The sequence below is a fragment of the Rhodococcus sp. JVH1 genome (assembly GCF_000280725.2).
Taxonomy (GTDB): Bacteria; Actinomycetota; Actinomycetes; order Mycobacteriales; family Mycobacteriaceae; genus Rhodococcus_F; species Rhodococcus_F jostii_A.
Window position 1 is genome coordinate 2,274,073 of sequence record NZ_CP166289.1, and the last position, 18,908, is coordinate 2,292,980.

Annotated in this window: 17 protein-coding genes; 7 read left to right on the plus strand and 10 right to left on the minus strand. The window is 68.1% G+C overall.

Annotated features, from left to right (window positions below; all coding sequences use genetic code 11):
* Positions 1-45: 45 nt before the first annotated feature.
* Genes JVH1_RS10445 through JVH1_RS10455 form a run of 3 tightly spaced genes read right to left on the minus strand, consistent with a single transcriptional unit; the run spans position 46 to position 3,128 of the window.
* Positions 46-714: a response regulator transcription factor gene (locus JVH1_RS10445; protein ID WP_009478200.1), complete on the minus strand. Its 669-nt coding sequence runs from the start codon at positions 712-714 to the stop codon at positions 46-48.
* On the minus strand, positions 707-1,909 hold the full coding sequence (macS, locus tag JVH1_RS10450) for a MacS family sensor histidine kinase (RefSeq protein ID WP_009478199.1): 1,203 nt from the start codon (positions 1,907-1,909) through the stop codon (positions 707-709). Before macS ends, JVH1_RS10445 begins: the two co-directional genes overlap by 8 nt.
* Complete coding sequence (locus JVH1_RS10455) at positions 1,893-3,128, minus strand: AI-2E family transporter (RefSeq protein WP_016883805.1); 1,236 nt, start codon at positions 3,126-3,128, stop codon at positions 1,893-1,895. The genes macS and JVH1_RS10455 overlap by 17 nt, the downstream gene beginning before the upstream one ends.
* 188 nt (positions 3,129-3,316) lie before the next feature.
* Between JVH1_RS10455 and JVH1_RS10460 the strand changes: the two genes are divergently transcribed.
* Both JVH1_RS10460 and JVH1_RS10465 read left to right on the plus strand, forming a co-directional pair.
* Positions 3,317-4,774: an adenylate/guanylate cyclase domain-containing protein gene (locus JVH1_RS10460; RefSeq protein ID WP_005258596.1), complete on the plus strand. Its 1,458-nt coding sequence runs from the start codon at positions 3,317-3,319 to the stop codon at positions 4,772-4,774.
* A gap of 28 nt (positions 4,775-4,802) precedes the next feature.
* Positions 4,803-5,936, plus strand: a complete 1,134-nt coding sequence (locus tag JVH1_RS10465; RefSeq protein ID WP_009478197.1) for a YbhN family protein — start codon at positions 4,803-4,805, stop codon at positions 5,934-5,936.
* A 32-nt stretch (positions 5,937-5,968) separates the two neighbouring features.
* Here the strand turns inward: JVH1_RS10465 and JVH1_RS10470 are convergent, their stop codons facing one another.
* Positions 5,969-6,640: a FadR/GntR family transcriptional regulator gene (locus JVH1_RS10470; RefSeq protein ID WP_009478196.1), complete on the minus strand. Its 672-nt coding sequence runs from the start codon at positions 6,638-6,640 to the stop codon at positions 5,969-5,971.
* Positions 6,641-6,808: 168 nt separating this feature from the next.
* Here JVH1_RS10470 and JVH1_RS10475 point away from each other — a divergent pair, with 168 nt between their 5' ends.
* A complete protein-coding gene (locus JVH1_RS10475; RefSeq protein WP_043781160.1) occupies positions 6,809-8,512 on the plus strand; it encodes a 2-isopropylmalate synthase in 1,704 nt (567 codons plus the stop codon).
* Between the two features lie 21 nt (positions 8,513-8,533).
* Here JVH1_RS10475 and JVH1_RS10480 read toward each other — a convergent pair whose 3' ends face one another.
* Positions 8,534-9,364, minus strand: coding sequence for an alpha/beta fold hydrolase (locus JVH1_RS10480; protein WP_009478194.1), 831 nt, complete (start codon positions 9,362-9,364; stop codon positions 8,534-8,536).
* Positions 9,365-9,451: 87 nt separating this feature from the next.
* Here JVH1_RS10480 and JVH1_RS10485 point away from each other — a divergent pair, with 87 nt between their 5' ends.
* Together JVH1_RS10485 and JVH1_RS10490 are read left to right on the plus strand one after the other, a co-directional pair.
* Complete coding sequence (locus JVH1_RS10485; protein ID WP_009478193.1) at positions 9,452-10,030, plus strand: TetR/AcrR family transcriptional regulator; 579 nt, start codon at positions 9,452-9,454, stop codon at positions 10,028-10,030.
* Positions 10,031-10,181: 151 nt separating this feature from the next.
* Positions 10,182-10,736, plus strand: a complete 555-nt coding sequence (locus tag JVH1_RS10490; RefSeq protein ID WP_009476977.1) for a YceI family protein — start codon at positions 10,182-10,184, stop codon at positions 10,734-10,736.
* Between the two features lie 23 nt (positions 10,737-10,759).
* Here JVH1_RS10490 and JVH1_RS10495 read toward each other — a convergent pair whose 3' ends face one another.
* Positions 10,760-11,791, minus strand: coding sequence for a YbhN family protein (locus JVH1_RS10495; RefSeq protein ID WP_237735254.1), 1,032 nt, complete (start codon positions 11,789-11,791; stop codon positions 10,760-10,762).
* Complete coding sequence (locus JVH1_RS10500; protein WP_009478191.1) at positions 11,778-12,413, minus strand: TetR/AcrR family transcriptional regulator; 636 nt, start codon at positions 12,411-12,413, stop codon at positions 11,778-11,780. The genes JVH1_RS10495 and JVH1_RS10500 overlap by 14 nt, the downstream gene beginning before the upstream one ends.
* A gap of 105 nt (positions 12,414-12,518) precedes the next feature.
* Here JVH1_RS10500 and JVH1_RS10505 point away from each other — a divergent pair, with 105 nt between their 5' ends.
* Both JVH1_RS10505 and JVH1_RS10510 read left to right on the plus strand, forming a co-directional pair.
* Complete coding sequence (locus JVH1_RS10505) at positions 12,519-12,899, plus strand: DUF3054 domain-containing protein (protein WP_009478190.1); 381 nt, start codon at positions 12,519-12,521, stop codon at positions 12,897-12,899.
* A 56-nt stretch (positions 12,900-12,955) separates the two neighbouring features.
* Positions 12,956-14,428 carry a peptide MFS transporter gene (locus JVH1_RS10510; protein ID WP_009478189.1) on the plus strand — a complete coding sequence of 491 codons (1,473 nt, stop codon included), beginning with the start codon at positions 12,956-12,958 and terminating at the stop codon, positions 14,426-14,428.
* Between the two features lie 19 nt (positions 14,429-14,447).
* Here JVH1_RS10510 and JVH1_RS10515 read toward each other — a convergent pair whose 3' ends face one another.
* The 3 genes from JVH1_RS10515 to JVH1_RS10525 all read right to left on the minus strand — a co-directional run bounded on the left by JVH1_RS10515 (position 14,448) and on the right by JVH1_RS10525 (position 18,856).
* On the minus strand, positions 14,448-15,185 hold the full coding sequence (locus JVH1_RS10515) for a sulfite exporter TauE/SafE family protein (RefSeq protein WP_009478188.1): 738 nt from the start codon (positions 15,183-15,185) through the stop codon (positions 14,448-14,450).
* 86 nt (positions 15,186-15,271) lie between these two features.
* The gene (locus JVH1_RS10520; RefSeq protein ID WP_009478187.1) at positions 15,272-16,951 is read right to left on the minus strand and encodes an NTF2-like N-terminal transpeptidase domain-containing protein; all 1,680 of its coding nucleotides are present in this window, start codon (positions 16,949-16,951) and stop codon (positions 15,272-15,274) included.
* A gap of 96 nt (positions 16,952-17,047) precedes the next feature.
* Positions 17,048-18,856, minus strand: a complete 1,809-nt coding sequence (locus JVH1_RS10525; protein WP_009478186.1) for a penicillin-binding transpeptidase domain-containing protein — start codon at positions 18,854-18,856, stop codon at positions 17,048-17,050.
* Positions 18,857-18,908 lie beyond the last annotated feature (52 nt).

The window sequence follows — 18,908 nt, forward strand, 5'->3', positions numbered from 1 at the left end:
CCCGTGAGTACTTCTTAACCGCCCGTGGTTAACAAGTACTCACGGCTACTCGAGGCCCTGCTCGATGGCATACCTGGTCAGCTCGACGCGGTTTGCCAGCTGCAGCTTGCGGAGGGTCGCCTGGACGTGGTTCTCGACGGTACGGTGACTGAGCGACAGTTTGGTCGCGATCTGCTTGGCGCTGAGCCCTTTCGCGACGAACCGCAGGACCTCGGTCTCCCGTTCCGTGAGTCGGGGGACGGCAAGACCCTGCTCGTCGGCGGGCGCACTCGACATCCGGCGGTACTCCCCCAGCACGAGTCCGGCGAGCCCCGGTGTGAACACCGCCTGCCCGGCCGCGGTGGCCCGCACCGCGTCCAGCAGTTCCACCACGGACGCGCTCTTCACGAGGTACCCGGACGCGCCGGCCTTGACTGCGTCGAGGACGTCGTCACGCTCGGACGACGCCGACAGCACCAGCACCCGGCTGTCCGGCGACACCTGGAGAACGGCGGCGGTGGCCGCGGCACCGTTTCCGTCGGGCAGTTGCATGTCCATGAGCACGACGGCGGGTCGGGTCGCCGCCGCCCGACGTCCCGCGGTGGCGACGCCGTCGGCCGTGGCGACCACGGTGAATCCGGCGCCTTCGAGGTCGCGGGCCACGGCGTCCCGCCACATCGGGTGGTCGTCGACGACCATCACGGTGATCTGCTCGTCGGTCTCCGTGTCACCCATGCGTTTCGTCTCCCTTCGGCACGCGGATCTCCCATTCGGTGCCCTGACCGGGTTCGGTGTCGAGTTCGGCGGTGCCGCCGAGCGCACCGACGCGGCCCAGAATGGATTTCGATACTCCCATGCGACCCTCGGCCTCCGCTTCGGCCAACCGTCCCGGGGCGATTCCGCTGCCGTCGTCGCGGACGCTGACGATCACCTCGTCGCCCAGATCCTCGAGCAGCACGTACGCCCGGGCGCCGGTCCCCGCGTGCAGTGCGACGTTGGACAGTGCGGTGTCGACGATTGCGACGAGTTCCGTTGCCCGGCCACGCTCGATCGTCACCGGATCCGCCGGCGTCGACACGGACACAGTGGTGCTCGCCCGCGTGCCCAGCAGCAGTCGCACGTCGATCGCGCTTCCACCCAGATCCGACGCCACACCCGCCCCCTGCTCGGAGATGAGCATGCGCAGGGCCACCTCCTGCTCGCCGGCGAGATCCGCGAGCTCGGCTGCGGGTCCCCCGATCTCGTTGCCGCGGCGACGGACGAGCGCGAGCACCTGCAGGACGCCGTCGTGCACCTCGCGGGCGAGTCGTTCCCGTTCCTCGGTGGCGGCGGCCAACCGCACGGCCTGCTCCAGCTGGGCCTGCGCACGCCTCGCGGTGGTGGTGGCGAGCCCGAGCGCCAGACCCACCGACACCAGGACCGGTGCCGTCGCGTCCCGCCACAGGTCGAGGTTGACTTGGTCGCGCACCACCGCGCTCACCGTCGCCATCAGCACACCGGACGCCATCCCGAGCCACGGACCGCCGAACACGGCGGCGGAGATCACCGCGTTGGTGACCCACAGCGTCGTCGGCAGCGTCTGATGGTGGTTGTACCAATCGTGATCGGAGACAAGGCGAGTCGATGCCATGAGCGCGATGACGATCAGCTGGTCGGCGATCACCACCTGGTAGCGCGGGACCTTCCCGTGGGACAGCAGGACGGCCGAGAGTCCCGACCACACCGCCATCAGGGCGACGAGGAACCAGCTCAGCCGCTGATGGGTGTAGTACTGCACGGACACGATCTGGTAGCTGATCGCGTACACCAGCGTGACGAGGCGGAACGCCTGCGCCGCCCGCCACAGCGGTGCGTCCGGCTGGGTGTCGAGCTCGGTCGTCGCTCGTGGGCGGTAGTGGAGGCGGGTGCGGTGCTCATTCCGGTCGGTCATGGGTCTGCGCTGTGTCATCGAGATGCGGGTCGGCGGGGTGCGGCGGGTGCGGGCCGTCGGCCTCCGCCGGGTAGAGCGGGACTGCCGGATCGTCGACCTCGAGCGCGTCGTAGGTGGCGTCGGGATCCGTGGACAGGAGCGAGCGCACCGCCGTGTTCAGCAGTGCGACGATCGGCACCGCCAGGAGGCCGCCGACGATCCCGGCGAGGACGATGCCGGTGGTGATGGCGAGCACCACTGCGAGCGGGTGCAGCCGGACCGCGCGCCCCAGCAGCAGCGGTTGCAGCACGTGGGCCTCGAGTTGCATCACCCCGATGATGATGCCGAGCACGATCAGCGCGGTGAGGAATCCTTTGGTGACGAGGGCGACGAGCACCGCGAGGAATCCGGTGAGGAACGCACCGACGATCGGGATGAACGCGCCGATGAACACGAGCGACGCCAGCGGCAGGGCGAGCGGTACCCCCAGGATCGCGAGGCCCGCGCCGATTCCGACGGCGTCCGCGGCGGCCACCGCCACCGTGGCCCGGACGTATCCGATCAGCGAGCCGAACCCTTGGCTCCCCGCCAGCCGGACCCGCCGTCGTGACGTGGTGGGGACGAGTCGGGTGACGAACTCCCAGATCTGAGACCCGCCGTAGAGGAAGAAGATGAGCGTGAACAGCGTCAGCAGGGCACCGGTGAAGATCTCGCCGACGACCGTGGCGGTGGTCAGTGCCCCACTCGTCAGTTGCTGGCGGTTGTCCTGGATGGATTTCACCACCGAGTCGCCGGCCTGCCGGATCTGATCCTCGCTGAAGTGCAACGGGCCGTCGGTGAGCCACCCCTGGATCTGTGTGACGCTCGCCTCGAACTGCTCGGTGAGGCCGGGGAGACCTTCGATGAACTGCTCGACGACGAACGTCATGATCCCGGCGACGATGCCGATCGAACCGATGAGGACGACCACGACGGCAGCCGACCGCGGCACGCCCTTGGCCTGCAGCCAGTCGACGAGCGGCACCAGCAGCGCCGACGAGAGCAGCGCCAGACCCACCGGGATGAGAACGGTGTCGAGCCTGGTCACGATGTAGCCGAGGGTCAGCAGACCCGCGAAGATGACCAGGAGCCGCCACGTCCATTCGGCCGCCACCCGCACCACCGGGTGCACGGACGCCGAGGGATGGCCCCCGCCCTGTGTTACCGCGGCAGTGTCCGAGCGTTGCTCGTTCGCGTTCACGTGCGGAGCGTATCGAGGTTCGGACAGTGCCGGGCGATTCGCGTGGGAAACACGCGCGCGGGGAACGCATATGCGCCCTTTAGGGGACGTGTCCTACGCCACCCGGTACACCCCCCGCTAAATTGAACGGCGTGCGGAAATCCTATAGAGCGATCGCGGCGACGGTCCGCAGCAGATGGCCGCTCTATATGGTTTCGATGCTCCTCGCCAATTTCATCGGCGCCATCCTCGTCTTCGCGTTCGTGCGGTACGGCGTGCCGATCCCCGAATCGCAGGAAATCATCGCCGACCGGGTCCGCAACGTCGCGATCTTCGGTGGCTACCTCGCATTCGCCGCCGTGGTGAGTCTCACGGCCGCCGCGATGATGCTGAGGTCGGTCGTCCGCTGGCAGTTGCGTGGGGGTCCGCCGACGCGCAGCGAGCAGATGTCGGCGCTGCACGCACCGCTGCGGCAGGCGATCGTGCACCTGGTGCTGTGGATCCTCGGCGGCATCATCTTCGTGCTGCTCACCATCACCGAGATGCCGGAACTCGCCGTCGCCGTGATCGTCACCGTCTGCATGGCCGCAACCACGACGTTCGGCTTCACATACATGCTCGGCGAACGCATCCTGCGTCCCGTGGCCGCCCGCGCGCTCAGCGAGGGCGAGTTCGACCGGACCATGGCGCCCGGCGTCGGCACCCGGATGGCCATGACCTGGGGGCTCGGAACGCTGATGCCCGTCATCGGCATCATCCTGCTGTGCGTGACGCAGATAACCACCGACCTGGTGTTCTCCCCGAACGCGCTCGCGTGGGCGATCATGCTGCTGTCGATCATCGCGATCGCGCAGGCCTTCGCGCTGTCGATGCTGACGGCCAGCCAGATCTCCGACCCGATCAAGCAGCTGCGGCGGGCCATCGAACGCGTCCAGCGCGGTGCCACCGACGTCCGCGTCGAGGTGTTCGACGGCAGCGAGATCGGGCGACTGCAGGTCGGGTTCAACCGCATGATGCGCGAATCGGACGAACGGCGACTGCTGCGCGAACTGTTCGGCCAGCACGTCGGCGAGGACGTCGCGCGGCGGGCACTGCAGTTCGGTACCGAACTCGGCGGCGAGACGAGGTTCGTCGCGGTGCTGTTCGTCGACATGGTCGGCTCCACCGGCGCCGCCGCGGAGCGTCCCCCCGGCGAGGTCGTGAACCTGCTCAACGAGTTCTTCCGCGTCGTCGTCGACGTGATCGACCGGCACCACGGCTTCGTCAACAAGTTCATGGGTGACGCGGCTCTCGCGATCTTCGGCGCCCCGCTCGACCGCCCCGACGCACCGACGGCGGCGCTGGCGGCAGCCCGGGAGCTGCGGTTCGCGTTGAACGAGATCACCGGCCTCGACGTCGGCATCGGCGTCTCCGCAGGCCTCGCCGTCGCCGGCAACATCGGCGCCGCCGAACGCTTCGAGTACACGGTGATCGGCGACCCCGTCAACGAGGCGTCGCGGCTCACCGAACTCGCCAAACTCCACCCCAGCCGCGTGCTGGCCTCGACGAGTGCCCTGTATTTCGCGGACGACGACGAACAGGCGCACTGGGAACTCGGCGAACAAGTCCAGTTGCGGGGGCGGCGCCGCAACACCCATCTGGCTTGGCCGGAGGACTATCCGGAGTGATCCGCTACCCGTTGGTTACGCTGGCCAGGTGGCCCAGCCTCGATCCGACCCGCCCACTGCCGAGCCTCCTCGGCAGCGAAGTCGATACTGGTGGATCAAATGGCTACTCGGCGCCGGCCTCCTGGCCCTGCTGACCGTCGAGGGCATCTACCTGTGGCCCACGCTCAGCGACTCGTGGAAAGCACTCACCGAGATCCACTGGGGGTGGGTCGCGGCATGTATCGCAGCCCAGGCCGTCTCCCTGAGCGGGTACGGCGCAGTCCAGCAGCGCCTGCTCCAGGCGGGCGGTGTCGTCGTCAGTCAGCTGAAGTCGGTGTCGGTGATCTACGCGAGCACCGCGATGGCCGTGAGCCTGCCGGCCGGTCAGGTGTTCTCCACCGCCTTCACCTACAAGCAGACCCGCAAATGGGGTGCCACCCCCATCGTCGCGTCCTGGCAGCTGGCGATCTCCGGAGTGATCGCCGCGGGCAGCCTCGCGCTGCTCGGCGCCGCAGGCGCGTTCGCGGTGGGCACCAAGGTGAGTCCGGTCACGCTGGCGCTGTCGCTGGTGGCCGCGTTCGCCCTGTTCTACGGGCTGCGCTACATCTCACGTAATCCCGACTCGATCGAGTCGATCGGGCACTGGGTGCTGACCCGCTACAACAAGTTCCGCAAGAATCCCCCCGAGACCGGCGTCGAGCGGTGGAAGGAAATCCTGAGCCAGCTCGATTCGGTCGAGCTGAGCCGCAAGGATTCCGTCATCACGTTCGGGTGGTCGGCGGTGCACCGGCTCGCCGACGTCGCCTGCCTCGGTTTCGCGTGCTGGGCGGTGGGCGCGGAACCGTCGTTCGCGGGTCTGCTCATCGCGTTCGCCGCGGCCAAGGCCGTGGGCAGCATTCCACTGGCCCCGGGCGGGCTGGGGTTCGTCGACGGCACCCTGATCGCGACGCTGACGGCGGCGGGAGCTACCGCGTCGCAGGCCCTCGCGGCCGTGTTCGTCTACCGCGTCGTGAGCTACATCCTCGTCGCGCTCGTCGGCTGGGTGGTCTTCTTCATCCTGTTCCGGCACAACCAGCACGAAGACCTGGAGATGGACCTCGAGTTCGAGCGCAGGGAGCAGTCCTCACCGACCACCAAGCGCACGCCGCACACCGGGGACCCCGAGCCCGACTCCCAGCCGTGAGTACTTCTTAACCGCCGGCGGTTAACAAGTACTCACGGGCGGCGAAGCCGCATGAGGTGGTCGGTACTGACCCGGACGGCCTCCTCGGCGTCGCCGTCGGCGACCGCCTCGACCAGCAGTCGGTGGGCGTCCGCGTCGGGCTCGTTGTCCGCACTCAGGTCCAGCGCCGCCGTCAGGTCGAGCATCGCTTCCCGCAGCCGCGGGACGAATGTCTCGAACAACTCGGTCAGCACCGGGTTGTGTGCGGCGACCACGACCGCGCGATGCAGCGCGATGTCTGCGTCGACGAACGCGGCAGCACTGGCCCCGGACGCCGCGGCCCGCGCGTCCAGCGCCCGACGGAGCGCCGCGACATCGGACTCGTCGCGCCGGGACGCCGCCAGCCGGGCCGCCTCGATCTCGACGGTGTGGCGCACCTCGACGACGTGCCGGATCTCCTCGGTCCGGAGCACCCGGTCCCAATCCTGCCGCGGCGACGACCTGCGGAGGAACACGCCGGCCCCCTGCCGTGACTCGACCATGCCGAGGCCCGCGAGCATCCGGACGGCCTCACGGACGGTCGACCGCCCGACGCCCAGCTCGGCCGCCAGCGTGGTCTCCCCGGGGAGCTTGGCACCGATCTCCCACTCTCCGCTCGCGATCCGCGCGCGCAGCAGGTCCGCCGCCTGGTCCGTCAGCAGGTGGCGTCGTATCGACGAGGTCACGCAGAACTCCTCAGGTTGTCTGATGAGTGATTTTCTCCTAGTCTAGCGCCGTGGCGTTCCGTGGACTTCTCCTCCACTGCCGCGGCGGGGTCTGAAGGCCGGCACCCTGCCGCGGGGTTTCGCCGCGTCGGTCGTCTCGTGCATCCCATTTCCCAGGAGAAGACCGTCATGACCGGCACCGTCCCCACATGGAACAACCAGCAACCCTCGCCGATGCCCTCCGATCGCTACCGCGCGATCTGGGACCGCGTTCCCGTCCCCGACCTCGACCGCACCTGGCCGACGCAACGCACTGCCACCGCCCCGCTGTGGGTGCCCGTCGATCTGCGCGACGGCAACCAGGCCCTCGCCGAGCCGATGGATCCGGAGCGCAAACGCAGATTCTTCGAACTGCTGATCTCGATCGGCTACAAGGAGATCGAGGTCGGATACCCGTCAGCGAGCCAGACCGACTTCGACTTCGTCCGCGACCTCGTGCGTCTGGACCTGGTGCCCGAGGACGTGACGATCGTCGTCTTCACCGCGGCCCGCGACGATCTGATCGCCAGGACGTACGAGTCGGTCGAGGGACTGCCGAACGTCGTGGTGCACATGTACACGGCGACGGCGCCGACGTGGCGCTCCGTCGTTCTCGGCAGGGATCGGAAAGCGCTGCACCGGTTGATCTTCGATGCAGCGCAGGAGGTGGCACGCGGCGCCGGTGACCATCCGGGCCGACGCTTCGAGTTCTCACCCGAGGTGTTCAACCTGACCGAACCGGACTTCGTGCTCGACGTGTGCAACAGCCTGACCCGGCTGTGGGACGCGAGCCCCGACCGTCCGGTGATCCACAATCTGCCTGCCACGGTGGAGGTCTCGACACCCAACGTGTATGCCGACCAGATCGAATACATGCACCGGCATCTGGAGCGGAGGGATTCGGTCATCCTGTCGGTGCACCCGCACAACGACCGCGGCACCGGGGTCGCCTGCGCCGAACTGGCGGTGCTGGCGGGTGCGCAGCGGGTCGAGGGCTGCCTGTTCGGCAACGGTGAGAGGACCGGCAACGTCGATCTGGTGACGCTGGCCCTGAATCTGCACGCGCAGGGCGTCGACCCGATGATCGACCTCTCGGACATCGACACCGTGCGGCGAACCGTGGAGTACTGCAACAGGATTCCCGTCCACGAGCGGCACCCCTACGGCGGCGACCTCGTGTACACGGCGTTCTCCGGCACCCATCAGGATGCTATCAAGAAGGGATTCGCGGAGCATCGGGCGTCCGCGGCGGCAGCCGGGCTGGATGCGGAAACCGCACCGTGGGCTGTGCCGTACTTGCCGATCGACCCGGCGGACGTGGGACGCGATTACCAGGCCGTCATCCGCATCAACAGCCAATCCGGCAAGGGCGGCATCGCGCACCTGCTGCAGAGCGAATACGGCGTAACACTGCCGCGGCGGCTCCAGATCGACTTCGCCGCGAAGGTGCAGGAGGCGGCGGACTCGTCGGGGCTCGAGATCACCGCCGAGGAACTGTGGACGCTGTTCTGCGCCGAGTACGGGTACCGGGGCGGCCTCGGCCGGTGGTCCGTCGAGCACGGCCCGGACGGCGACCGGCTGTTCGTCGTGTTCGACGTCGACGGCGTGGAAGTGTCGGGCGAGGCGGTCGCCACCGGCCCTGTCGAGGCGATGACCCACGTCCTCGCGTCGAAGGGCAAGGACGTCGACGTCCTCTCCCTCACCCAGCACTCACAGAGGTCGGGCCGCGACAGCGCGGCGATCACGTTGGCGGAGTGCCGCGTCGGGGATCGGACGGTGTGGGGCATGGGCTCACATCAGTCGGTGACGGCCTCCGCGATCCGGGCGGTGTACCGAGCCGTGAGTACTTGTTAACCTCCCGCGGTTAACAAGTACTCACGGGCGGCGAAGCCGCAGAGCCTCCGCGACCACGTCCGGGCGATCCTCGGGCATCAACGTGTAGCTGTCCTCGACCTCCTGCAGTTCGGCGTGCGGGTACAGCTCGGCCAGGCGCCGGCCGTGGTCGCGGGGCATCACCTTGTCCTCGACGGCCCACAGCACGAGGACCGGACGGTCGAAGCTCCGGTTCGCTTCCGCCCACTCCCGCAGCGTCGACTTCGGCGGCACCGAGGTCGTGTACTTGCGCAGATCTCGTCGCACCAGGCGGTCGGTGGTCGCGGGCCGGAACCACCCGTCCATCACCGACTTCGGTACGGGCCGCTTGCTCATCCAGCCCCAACCAGCGGGCGCCCGGCGCATCGCCCGGAATCGCAGCGCGTGCATGGTCAACGCCAGACCACCGGGGATCGCCACCGCGAGACCGATTGCGCGACCGGGAATTCCGGGCGGATAATTGTCGAACGCCTCACACGGGGTGAGGACGAGAGCCCCGATGCGGCTCGAGTCGCCGAGGGCGATCAGCACCTGCGCGCCACCCCAGTCGTTCTGCACGAGTGTGACGTCCGCGAGGTCGAGCCGTTCGAGGAATTCGCCGATGAGCAGTCCGAGTCCGCGTAGCGAGAGGTCGGCGTCCTCGCGCATCGGAATGCGGTGCGCGCCGAGCGGGAGGTTCGGGACGATGCAGCGGAAGTCCGGGGCGAGTTGCTCCACCACGTGTCGCCACACGGTGCCGTCGATGGTCAGCCCGGAGATGAACACGAGGACGGGGCCGTCGCCCCCGGTGTCCCGGTACTCGACGGTGCCCGCGGACAGCTCGATCTGTTTCATGGCGCTCACTCCATTTGATAGATCGTTCTACTGAGAATCACGTTACGATGAGATACGCACCCAGCGCAACGGTCGGAGGGCAGGAAAGTGAACGACACGAAGGCCCGGATCCTCGGCACCAGCAGCGACCTCTTCCGCCGCAACGGCTACACCGGGACCGGCCTCAAGCAGGTCGCCACGGAGGCCCGCGCACCGTTCGGGTCGATCTACCACTTCTTCCCCGGCGGCAAACAGCAACTCGGCGAGGAGGTCATCCGCTCGTCGGGCGAGGAGTACGCCCGGCTGGTCTTCTCCATCCTCGACGCGCATCCCGACATCCTCGAAGGGATCGAGGTGGGGTTCCAGCTGGCGGGCGAGACCCTGGTGGCCACCGACTACGCGGACGCCTGCCCCATCGCCACGGTCGCGCTCGAGGTCGCGAGCACCAACGAGGTGCTTCGCGTGGCCACGGCGGACGTGTTCACGAGCTGGATCGAGTCGGGGAGCGCCCTGCTGCGCGAGCGCGGATTCGACGAGGCCGATGCGAGGCGCCTGATCCTGGGATTCGTCACCAGCCTGGAGGGGGCATTCGTCCTCGCGCGTGCACTGCGCAGCACCGAACCACTCGATGCCGCCGGCGCCACGGTCCTTGCCGCGGCACGCGCCTGCCTGCCTCCCCCCACGTGAGTGAGAAAGCGACCCGGCCACACCGCGCCACTCACCTGCGTCGTGTGACAGGCATCACATTCGGGTTGCGGAAGAAATTCTCCGGGTTCATAGTTGAAGCTACAAGAACTTGAACATTCAACTATTTGAGTCGACACTCCGAGGAGTTCACATGACCACCGCCACCGCCACCCTGCCCAACCTCACCGCCGGAACCTGGGCCATCGACACCGTCCACTCCACCGTCGGCTTCTCCGTCCGCCACCTGATGGTCAGCAAGGTCCGCGGCACCTTCAACGACTTCACCGGCGCGATCACCGTCGCCGAGGACGGCACCGCCGCCGTCACCGCCGAAATCCAGGTCGCGTCCATCGACACCAAGAACACCGACCGCGACGCCCACATCAAGTCCGCCGACTTCTTCGACGCCGAGCAGTACCCCACCGCCACCTTCACCTCCACCGCCGTCCGCGCCAAGGGCGACGACTACGTGGTCGAGGGCGAATTCACCCTCCACGGCGTCACCCGCCCCGTCGAGCTCGCCCTCGAGTTCAACGGCGTCAACCCCGGCATGGGCAACGGACCGGTCGCCGGCTTCGAAGCCACCACCGTCCTCAACCGCAAGGACTTCGGCATCACCATCGACATGCCCCTCGAAGGCGGCGGAGCCGTCGTCGGCGACAAGATCACCATCACCCTCGAGATCGAGGCCGGCCTGCAGGCCTGACCCCACCCGCACCACACGCCCCGTCATCCACCCGGACGACGGGGCGCGGTCGTGCGACGGGCATACCTGGCGGCGAACAGCACTGCCCACCCGATCGCGCCGATGAGCGCGAAGCTGATCAGCCGGTACAGCATCACGGCGGCAGTCGCCTCGTCCGCGCCCAGCCCGCCGGCGACGAACGCCACGATCAGGGCGCCGTCGACGACGCCGATCCCGCCGGGAATCAGCGGGATGCTCGACGCGGCCATGCCCGCGACGTAGGCCGTCATCGCGAGGCCGATCCCGACGTCGGTGACGCCCACCGCGCGGCACGCGGCGATCAGGCACAGCAGGTCGCCGATCCAGTTCAGTCCCGCGAACACACCGCCCAGCACCCAGTCCCGCGGGCGGGGCCGGACGAGGGACAGTTGCTCGACGAGGGCGCGGACACGTTCGACGCCCGAAGCCGCGGGTCTCCGCAGGAACGCGTTGGCCCAGCCGAGCACCCGCTCCCCCGCATGCGCGAGCAGTTCCGGTCGACGCAGCAGTTCCCGGATCGCGAAGGCGAGGCCGACGACTCCCAGGATCTCGCCGCCGACGGTGAGCGGATCGGCATGCGCCCGGACGCCGACGGTCGCCCCGAGAATTCCGAGGGCCCCGAGCGCGAGCGAACTGATGATCCCCGACGCGAGCATCGTCCAGGCGACCAGCGGCGTGCTCGCGCCCCACGTGCGCAGTCTCCTGAACGTGAATCCGGCAGACACGAGATGTCCGGCCGGGAGCGTGACGGACAGCGCGTTGGACGCGAAAGTCAGTGCGATCGAACGATGGAGTGCCACCCGGAGACCACCCGCCGCGAGCAGTTGCCGCTGCAGTCGCGCGAACGTCGTCATCGACGCGATCTCGGCGATCACCGCCAGCACGAGCCACCGCCACCGCGGGTGCAGCAACGTGCCCGACGCTCGCGCGATGTACGGACTCAACACCAGAACCTCGACGGCCAGTGCACCGGCCGCGGCGAGCGCCAACGCCGTCCTGGGTATCGAGCGCCCGCGCCACACGTCAGTGACGTTCATGGGACGCGACGCCGGTCCGCGACCGGGGTAGGTCGAGGACCCCGGCCTCGATCTCCGCGAACGCCGAATCCAGCAACGCGAGGAACCGCTGCGCGTCGTCGCCGGGCTGCCACTGCAGATACGCCGTGCGCAGGACGGCGAACGCCGTGTTGACGAGCAGCGCACTGCAGAGCGAGTCGACCTGATCCGGTCCGACCCGGGCGTCGACCCACTCCTGGACGAACTGCTGGAATCGCTCGCCGGCGGCCTTCGTCGACTGCGCGAGGTGGGGCGCCGCATCCAGTATCCGCCGTTGCACCGTGAGGGTGGCGGCGTTGTGGGCGATGTTCGCGCGGATGATCTCACGGACCGACACCCACATCGGTTCGCCGTCGGGACGCTCGTCAGCCAGCTTCTGCCACCGCTCACGGTCACCCGGTCCGGGGTCGAAGAGCAGCGCTTCCTTGGACTCGAAGTAATTGAACAGCGTGCTCTTGGACACGCGCGCCGCGGCGGCGATCTCTTCGACGCTGACGTCGTCGTAACCGCGGGTGTCCACCAGGTCGAGGGCGCACGCATGCAACGTCCGCCACGTCTCGTGCTTCTTCGCGACGCGCAGACCTGATCCGCTCTCCGCAGCCATGAATCGACCCTAACCCCAACTTGGACCGAGTACAATTTTCTCCCCGGTCCACTGTTGGTATGAGTCCACCTCTCGTCGGCAATGCGGCCCCTCTAGGCTGGCCGTGTGAAGAAGTACCTCCCCGCGCTCGCCCTGGACGTCGTCCTCGTGATCGTGTTCTGTGCCATCGGCCGCCGCAGCCACGACGAAGCCAATGCCCTGACAGGTCTGGCCACCACGGCGTGGCCGTTCCTGACCGGACTCGCGGTCGGCTGGCTCGCCACCGTCGCGCTCTACCGCGACAAGTTCGACGCGTTCCTGATCGTCCCGACAGGCATCGCGGTGTGGCTGTCGACGCTCGTGGTGGGCATGCTCTTGCGCGTCGTCAGCGGCCAGGGAACGGCGTTCAGTTTCGTCCTCGTGGCGGGCACGGTGCTCGCCGTGTTCCTCCTCGGCTGGCGTGCCGTCGCGAAGATCGTGACGAGGTCGCGCGCCACCACCCGATAGCGGCGAATCCGCCCCGACGGCACACGAACACCCGCTCGAGGTGAGACAGTTTTCCCATGAGTGACACCATCGATCCGGCCCGGGACGAGAAGCGGTCCGACCGCGGCTTCTTCGGCCAGCCGTCCGCCCTCGCGAACCTGTTCGGCGTCGAGATGTGGGAGCGATTCTCCTTCTACGGGATGCAAGGCATCCTGATCTACTACCTTTACTATTCGGCCGCCGACGGTGGCCTCGGAATCGCCGAATCGTCCGCGACCAGTATCGTCGGCGCCTACGGCGGCACGGTGTATCTGTCCACCATTCTCGGAGCCTGGATCGCCGACCGGCTCCTGGGCTCCGAACGGACCCTGTTCTACAGCGCCATCCTCGTCATGCTCGGCCACATCGCCCTCGCCGTGTTCCCGGGACTGTGGGGTGTGGGAATCGGCCTGGTCTGCGTCGCATTCGGTAGTGGCGGGCTCAAGGCCAACGCCACATCCCTCGTCGGGGATCTCTACGACGAAAACGACGAGCGCCGGGACGCCGGATTCTCCATCTTCTACATGGGGATCAATCTCGGCGCCCTCGTCGGCCCGCTGCTGACGGGCTGGGCGCAGGACTCCATCGGCTTCCACGCCGGCTTCGCGCTCGCCGCAATCGGCATGGCGCTCGGACTGATCCAGTACACACTCGGCCGCAAGCACCTCCGCGGCATCGGTGCGGAACCGCCCAATCCCCTCCCCCGCGCCCAGCGACCCAAGTGGATCGCGATCGGCGCCGCCGCGGTCGTGGTCATTGCGGCCCTGTCCCTGACCGGGGTGATCACCGCGGCCAACATGTCGGACATCGTGGTCGGCCTCACCATCGTCGCGGCGATCGGCTACTTCGCGATCATGTTGTCGAGCCGCCGCATCACGGCCGTCGAGCGCAGCCGCGTCTACGCGTTCATCCCGATGTTCATCGCCAGCGCGGTGTTCTGGTCGCTGTTCCAGCAGCAGTTCACCACCGTCGCGGTGTACTCCGACAAGCGACTCGACCGCAACCTGTTCGGTTGGGACTTCCCGCCGTCGTGGGTGCAGTCCATCAACCCGGTCTTCATCATCATTTTCGCGGGCGTCTTCGCAGCCGCGTGGACGAAGCTCGGACCCCGACAGCCGTCGTCGCCGATCAAGTTCGCGGCGGGCACCGTCATCATGGGTATCGCGTTCCTGGCGTTCATCCCGATGTCGGGTGGCGGCGCGAACAGTGCACCGCTGCTGGGTCTGGCCGGAATCCTGTTGCTGTTCACGTTCGCCGAACTGCTGCTGTCCCCGGTCGGGCTGTCGCTGTCGACCAAACTGGCGCCCGAGGCCTTCCACACCCAGATGGTGGCGTTGTTCTTCCTGTCCGTCGCCCTGGGCACCGCCATGGCGGGCACACTGGCCGGCTACTACGACGAGAACAACGAAGTCCCGTACTTCACCGCGGTCGGGCTGGGCTCGATCGCCGTCGGTGTGCTCCTCGCCATCGGCTCACCGTGGATCCGGCGTCTGATGAAGGGCGTGCACTGACGATGCACTGAGCGTCGTCTCAGCGCACCCACAACCACACGGCCAACCCGAATCCCGCGATCGCGATGACGACGCGGAGGACGGACGGTGGTATCCGCCTGACGACGGGCGGCCCGCACCAGCCACCGGCCAGGGCGCCGACCGCCATCGCGGCGGCGGCGCCCCAGTGGACGGGACCGAAGACCGCGAACCCGATCGCCGCCACCAGGTTCGCGACGCCCAGGAGGAAGCTCTTCAGGATGGTCGCGCGCCAGATCTTCTCCGAGGTGAGGATCAAGGCGATCGCCAGGAAGATCACGCCGGCGCCGGCACCGAAGTACCCGCCGTAGATGGCGACGACGAACAGCGACACCGAGTACGCGCGTGGCATGTCCCGCTCGCCCGCCAGCGCGCGGAGCCGGGGTTGCAGCAGCAGCGCCAGCGCGGCGAACGCCACCATGAACGGGACGATCGCCTCGAACGACCCCGCCGGAGCCACCAGCAGGATTCCCGCGCCGACCAGGCCGCCCGCGGCCGAGTACAGCGCCCAGCGCCACAGCTTGGGGCCGGTGTCGGCGACCTCCCGCGTCGAGTTGGACAAGGCGCCGACGCCGACCGCCACCATCGCGACCGTGTTGGTGACGTTCGCGGTCACCGGCGGCAGACCGACCGCGAGGAGTGCGGGATACGACACGATGGACGCCAGGCCGGTGACGAAGCCGACCAGTCCCGCGAAGAACCCCGCTACGACGAGAAGACCGATATCAAGCAGGGACACAAGGTAGAAACTTACCCTTGCTCACTTACTCCCTCAGCGTGGACGGCCCCGCCCTCTAGTTCGCCGGCTTCGCCATCTCCGTGTCCTCAGTTCGCCGGCTTCGCCATCTCACGGAAGAGCATGTCGGTCATCTTCACCGCGCGGTCGCCACCGTCGGCGTCGGCGACGAAGACCGCGAAGGCCAGGTCGCCGCGTGAGCCGTAGAACCAGCGGTCGTCGCCGCTCGCACCGTTCATGCCCATGAGGTCCGGGTAGCCGTTGAGGAACGACGCCCCGCCCCGCACCACGTTGTCACGCATCATGCCGCGGAGTTGATCGTTGACGTTCGCCGGAAGCGGCTGAGCGGCCACATCGGTGGTGCCCGGCTGTCCCTGGACGATCATCGGGGCGGGCGCGCTGCCCCGCGCGATCGATGCAGCCAGCATGGCCATCCCGAACGGCGTCACGGCGGGCAGGTCGCTGTCCTTACGGTTCATCACCTGGTTCATGCCCGACTGGTCGGCGGTGAAGACGGCGGTCTGATGGTCGAGGCCCGGGATCTTGTAGTTCATGCCGAGCCCGAGCTGATTGCCTGCCTTCTCGATGTCCTCGATCGACAGCGACGACGGGTCGACGCCCTTCTGCAGTCCGGCGGCCTTCTTCACCAGGTCGAGGTTCGACCCGGCGGGATACAGGCCCTGGAATGCGATCGGTCCCTGCTCCATCGCCTGATTGTTCTGCGCGGCGGCCAGCACCGCGCCGGAGGACGGCTGGATCGCGACGATCGTCGCGGGGGTGCCGACACTGACCACGGCTTCCTCGGCTGCCAGCTGCAGGCGGGAGTCCATGGTCGCGACGATGTCCGGTCCAGGCGGGCCCTGGAACCCTGCCTGCGGGATGAGCGTGCCGTCGGGGTCCACGAGATGGACGGCCCAGCCGGCCGTGGCGTCCCGGTTGGCCTGCCACACCTTGCGCAGCGGATCCAGCAGCGGCGTCGTGATGCGGCGATCCGCCGTGATGAGTTTCGGCGTCTTGATGGTGATGACGCCGGGGATCGCGAGATCCTGCTCGAGGTACTCCCAATCCTGGTCGCGCAGCAGCACGGCGGTGACCTGCTGGCCGGGCTTCTCGGCCATCTCCGCCATCATCGTGTCGGACGTCACGAGGGGTGCCACCGGCTCGAGGACCTCCGCGAGACGCCGGGTGGTCGCGACGGGATCGGGCATCGTGGCGGGATCGAGGGTGACAGAGTTGATGGTCTGCTCGTTCATGAGCAACGCACCGAACGCGTCGAAGACCCGCGGCGGAGCGGCGTCCGTCCGGTCGTAGCGGACGATACGCCCGTTGCCCAGATCGGGCGCGAGGATCGACGGATCCCAGGAGATGCGCCAGCCGACGGACAGGTTCCGCACACCACCCTGAACCTGGTAGGTCCAATCTTTGCCCTCACCGAAATGCCAAGCGGCACCGACGGTGAAGAAGCCGGAGTCCGAGCCGAGATCCATGAACTGGGTCAGGTCGAACTTGGCGTCCTCGGGTTTGAGCCCGTCGAACATCTGCTGAATCGCCGTCTCCGCGGCGTTGGGATAAGAGGTCTGCGCTGCAGCAGCGGCGGCGTCGCCCTCGTTCAGCGCATTGACGAAGTCGTCGACGACCGACTCAGCGGTCGCCTCCTCTTTCGAGAGCACACACGACGCCAGAATCACCGCCAGAACGACAGCCGACGTCAGGGCGATCACGTATCTGTTGCGGCGGCCAAGCGATCGTCCATTCCCCATGTCCACCATCTTGCTTTCAGTCACATGCGTAACAAGCACCATTTGCCTACGAAGGAGTTACGGTTGAGCCACAACTTATCCCCGAACAGCAACGCGCGAACGGGTTTATCGAAGAAAACGCCCCGCAGCCTGCACAGCAGGGGCCGAACTGTCACCTGTTGCTATAAATACGGCAAATGCTAGGTCGTCCTTGATTCCGACGAACCAGCCGTGCGCGGGTCCATTTCCCGACTCGGCCGTCCCCGTTTTGCCGAGCAGTCCCGGAATGTCCTGCAGCGCAGTAGCGGTACCGCCCGTCACAGTTTCACGCATCATCGTCCGGAGGTCGGAGGTGACGTTCGCAGGCACGGTGGGCGCCGTCTTGTCGGCTGTACCCGGTTGGCCTTGCACGATCATAGGCGACGGCGTCGAACCGTTCGCGATGGAGGCGGCCACCATGGCCATCCCGAACGGCGTCGCGGTCACCTGCCCCTGCCCGATCCCGGACTCGACGCGGGCCGCCGGACTGTCGGCGACGGGCACGTTGCCGGTCACGGTCGTCAGCCCGGGCGTCACGTAGTCGACGCCGAGCCCGAACTGCAGCGCGGCCTGCTGCAGGGCGTCGGGCGGCAAGCCGACCGCCAGCCGTCCCATGGTGGTGTTGCACGACCGCGCGAAGGCGGTGTGCAGCGGGACCGCGCCCAGGTCGAATTCGTCGTCGTTGGGGATCTGCCTGCCTTCGATGTTCTCGGTGCCGGGGCAGGGCAGGACGGTGTCCGGCGTGGCGGCACCGGCCTGCAGTGCCGCGGACGTCGTCACCGTCTTGAACGTGGATCCCGGCGGGTAGAGGCCGGTCAGCGCGATCGGCCCGAGTGCGTCGGCCGGCGCGTTCTGCGCGACCGCCAGCACCTCCCCGGTGGAGGGTCGCAGGGCGACGATCGCGGCCTGCTGCGGCACGTCGGCGAGCGCCCGCTCGGCAGCCATCTGCATCGGGAGGTCGAGGGTCGTCGCGATGTCGGGGGCGTCGGGTCCCTGCTCGCCGGCGATGCTCTTCGCCGCGCCGTCCTGGCCGACCAGCTGCACCGCCCAGCCGGCGGAGGCGTCCTGTCCCTCCTGCCACAGGTCGCCGAGGCCCGCCAGGGTGGGTGAGGCCAGCGCCTTGTCGGTGCTGAGCAGTCTGGTCTGCGGGGCCAGTGTCACTCCGGCGAGTTGCCGCAACTGCGGTTCGATGGGCGCCAGGTCCTCGGCGCGCAGCGAGATGGCCGTGACCGGCTGACCTTGGGCACCGGCCAGATCCTGCTGGAGCGAGGCGGCGGTGATCGTCGGGGCGATGGGCGAGAGCAACGCGGCCACCGCCGCGGTGTCCGCACCTGGTTCGAGGTTGACGAGCGTCACAACTTGTTGCTCGAGGATCGGCGCCCCACCCGCGGCGAGGACTTTCGGCGGCGCCCCGGTCGTGGTGGTGTACCGGACGGTGGTGTCGTCGGTGAGGCCGGGTGCGAGGACGGCCGGGTCCCAGACGATCTTCCAGTCGTCGCCTTCCTTGGTGGCGTTGCCGGTGGTGCTGTACTTCCACTCCTGCCCCGGGGCGAACGGCCACGACACGTCCATCGTGAACGTGCCGCCGTTGTCACCCGACTCCTGCACGTCGGTGCGGGTGAACGTTCCGTCCTTGTTTCCGAGCCCGTCGTACATCGCCGTGATCGCGGCGGTTGCGGCGGCCGGATCGGTGGTGAGTTCGGCGGCGGCCTGCACGTCGTCGCTGTTGAGGGCGTCGGCGAACTGCTGCGAGACGGTGTCGGGCTGGTCCGGCCCGAAGAGTCCGCAGGCGGAGAGCACGGACGCGAGGACGGCGATTCCGGCCGCTGCCTTCCGGGTGGGGGTGGGACGGATGGGGCTGTGACGAACGGTTGAGGTGCGCACGAACTCGATCATGCCTGACGTGGTGGCGCGCTTCGAATAATCGGTGTAATTATGTAATCAGTGC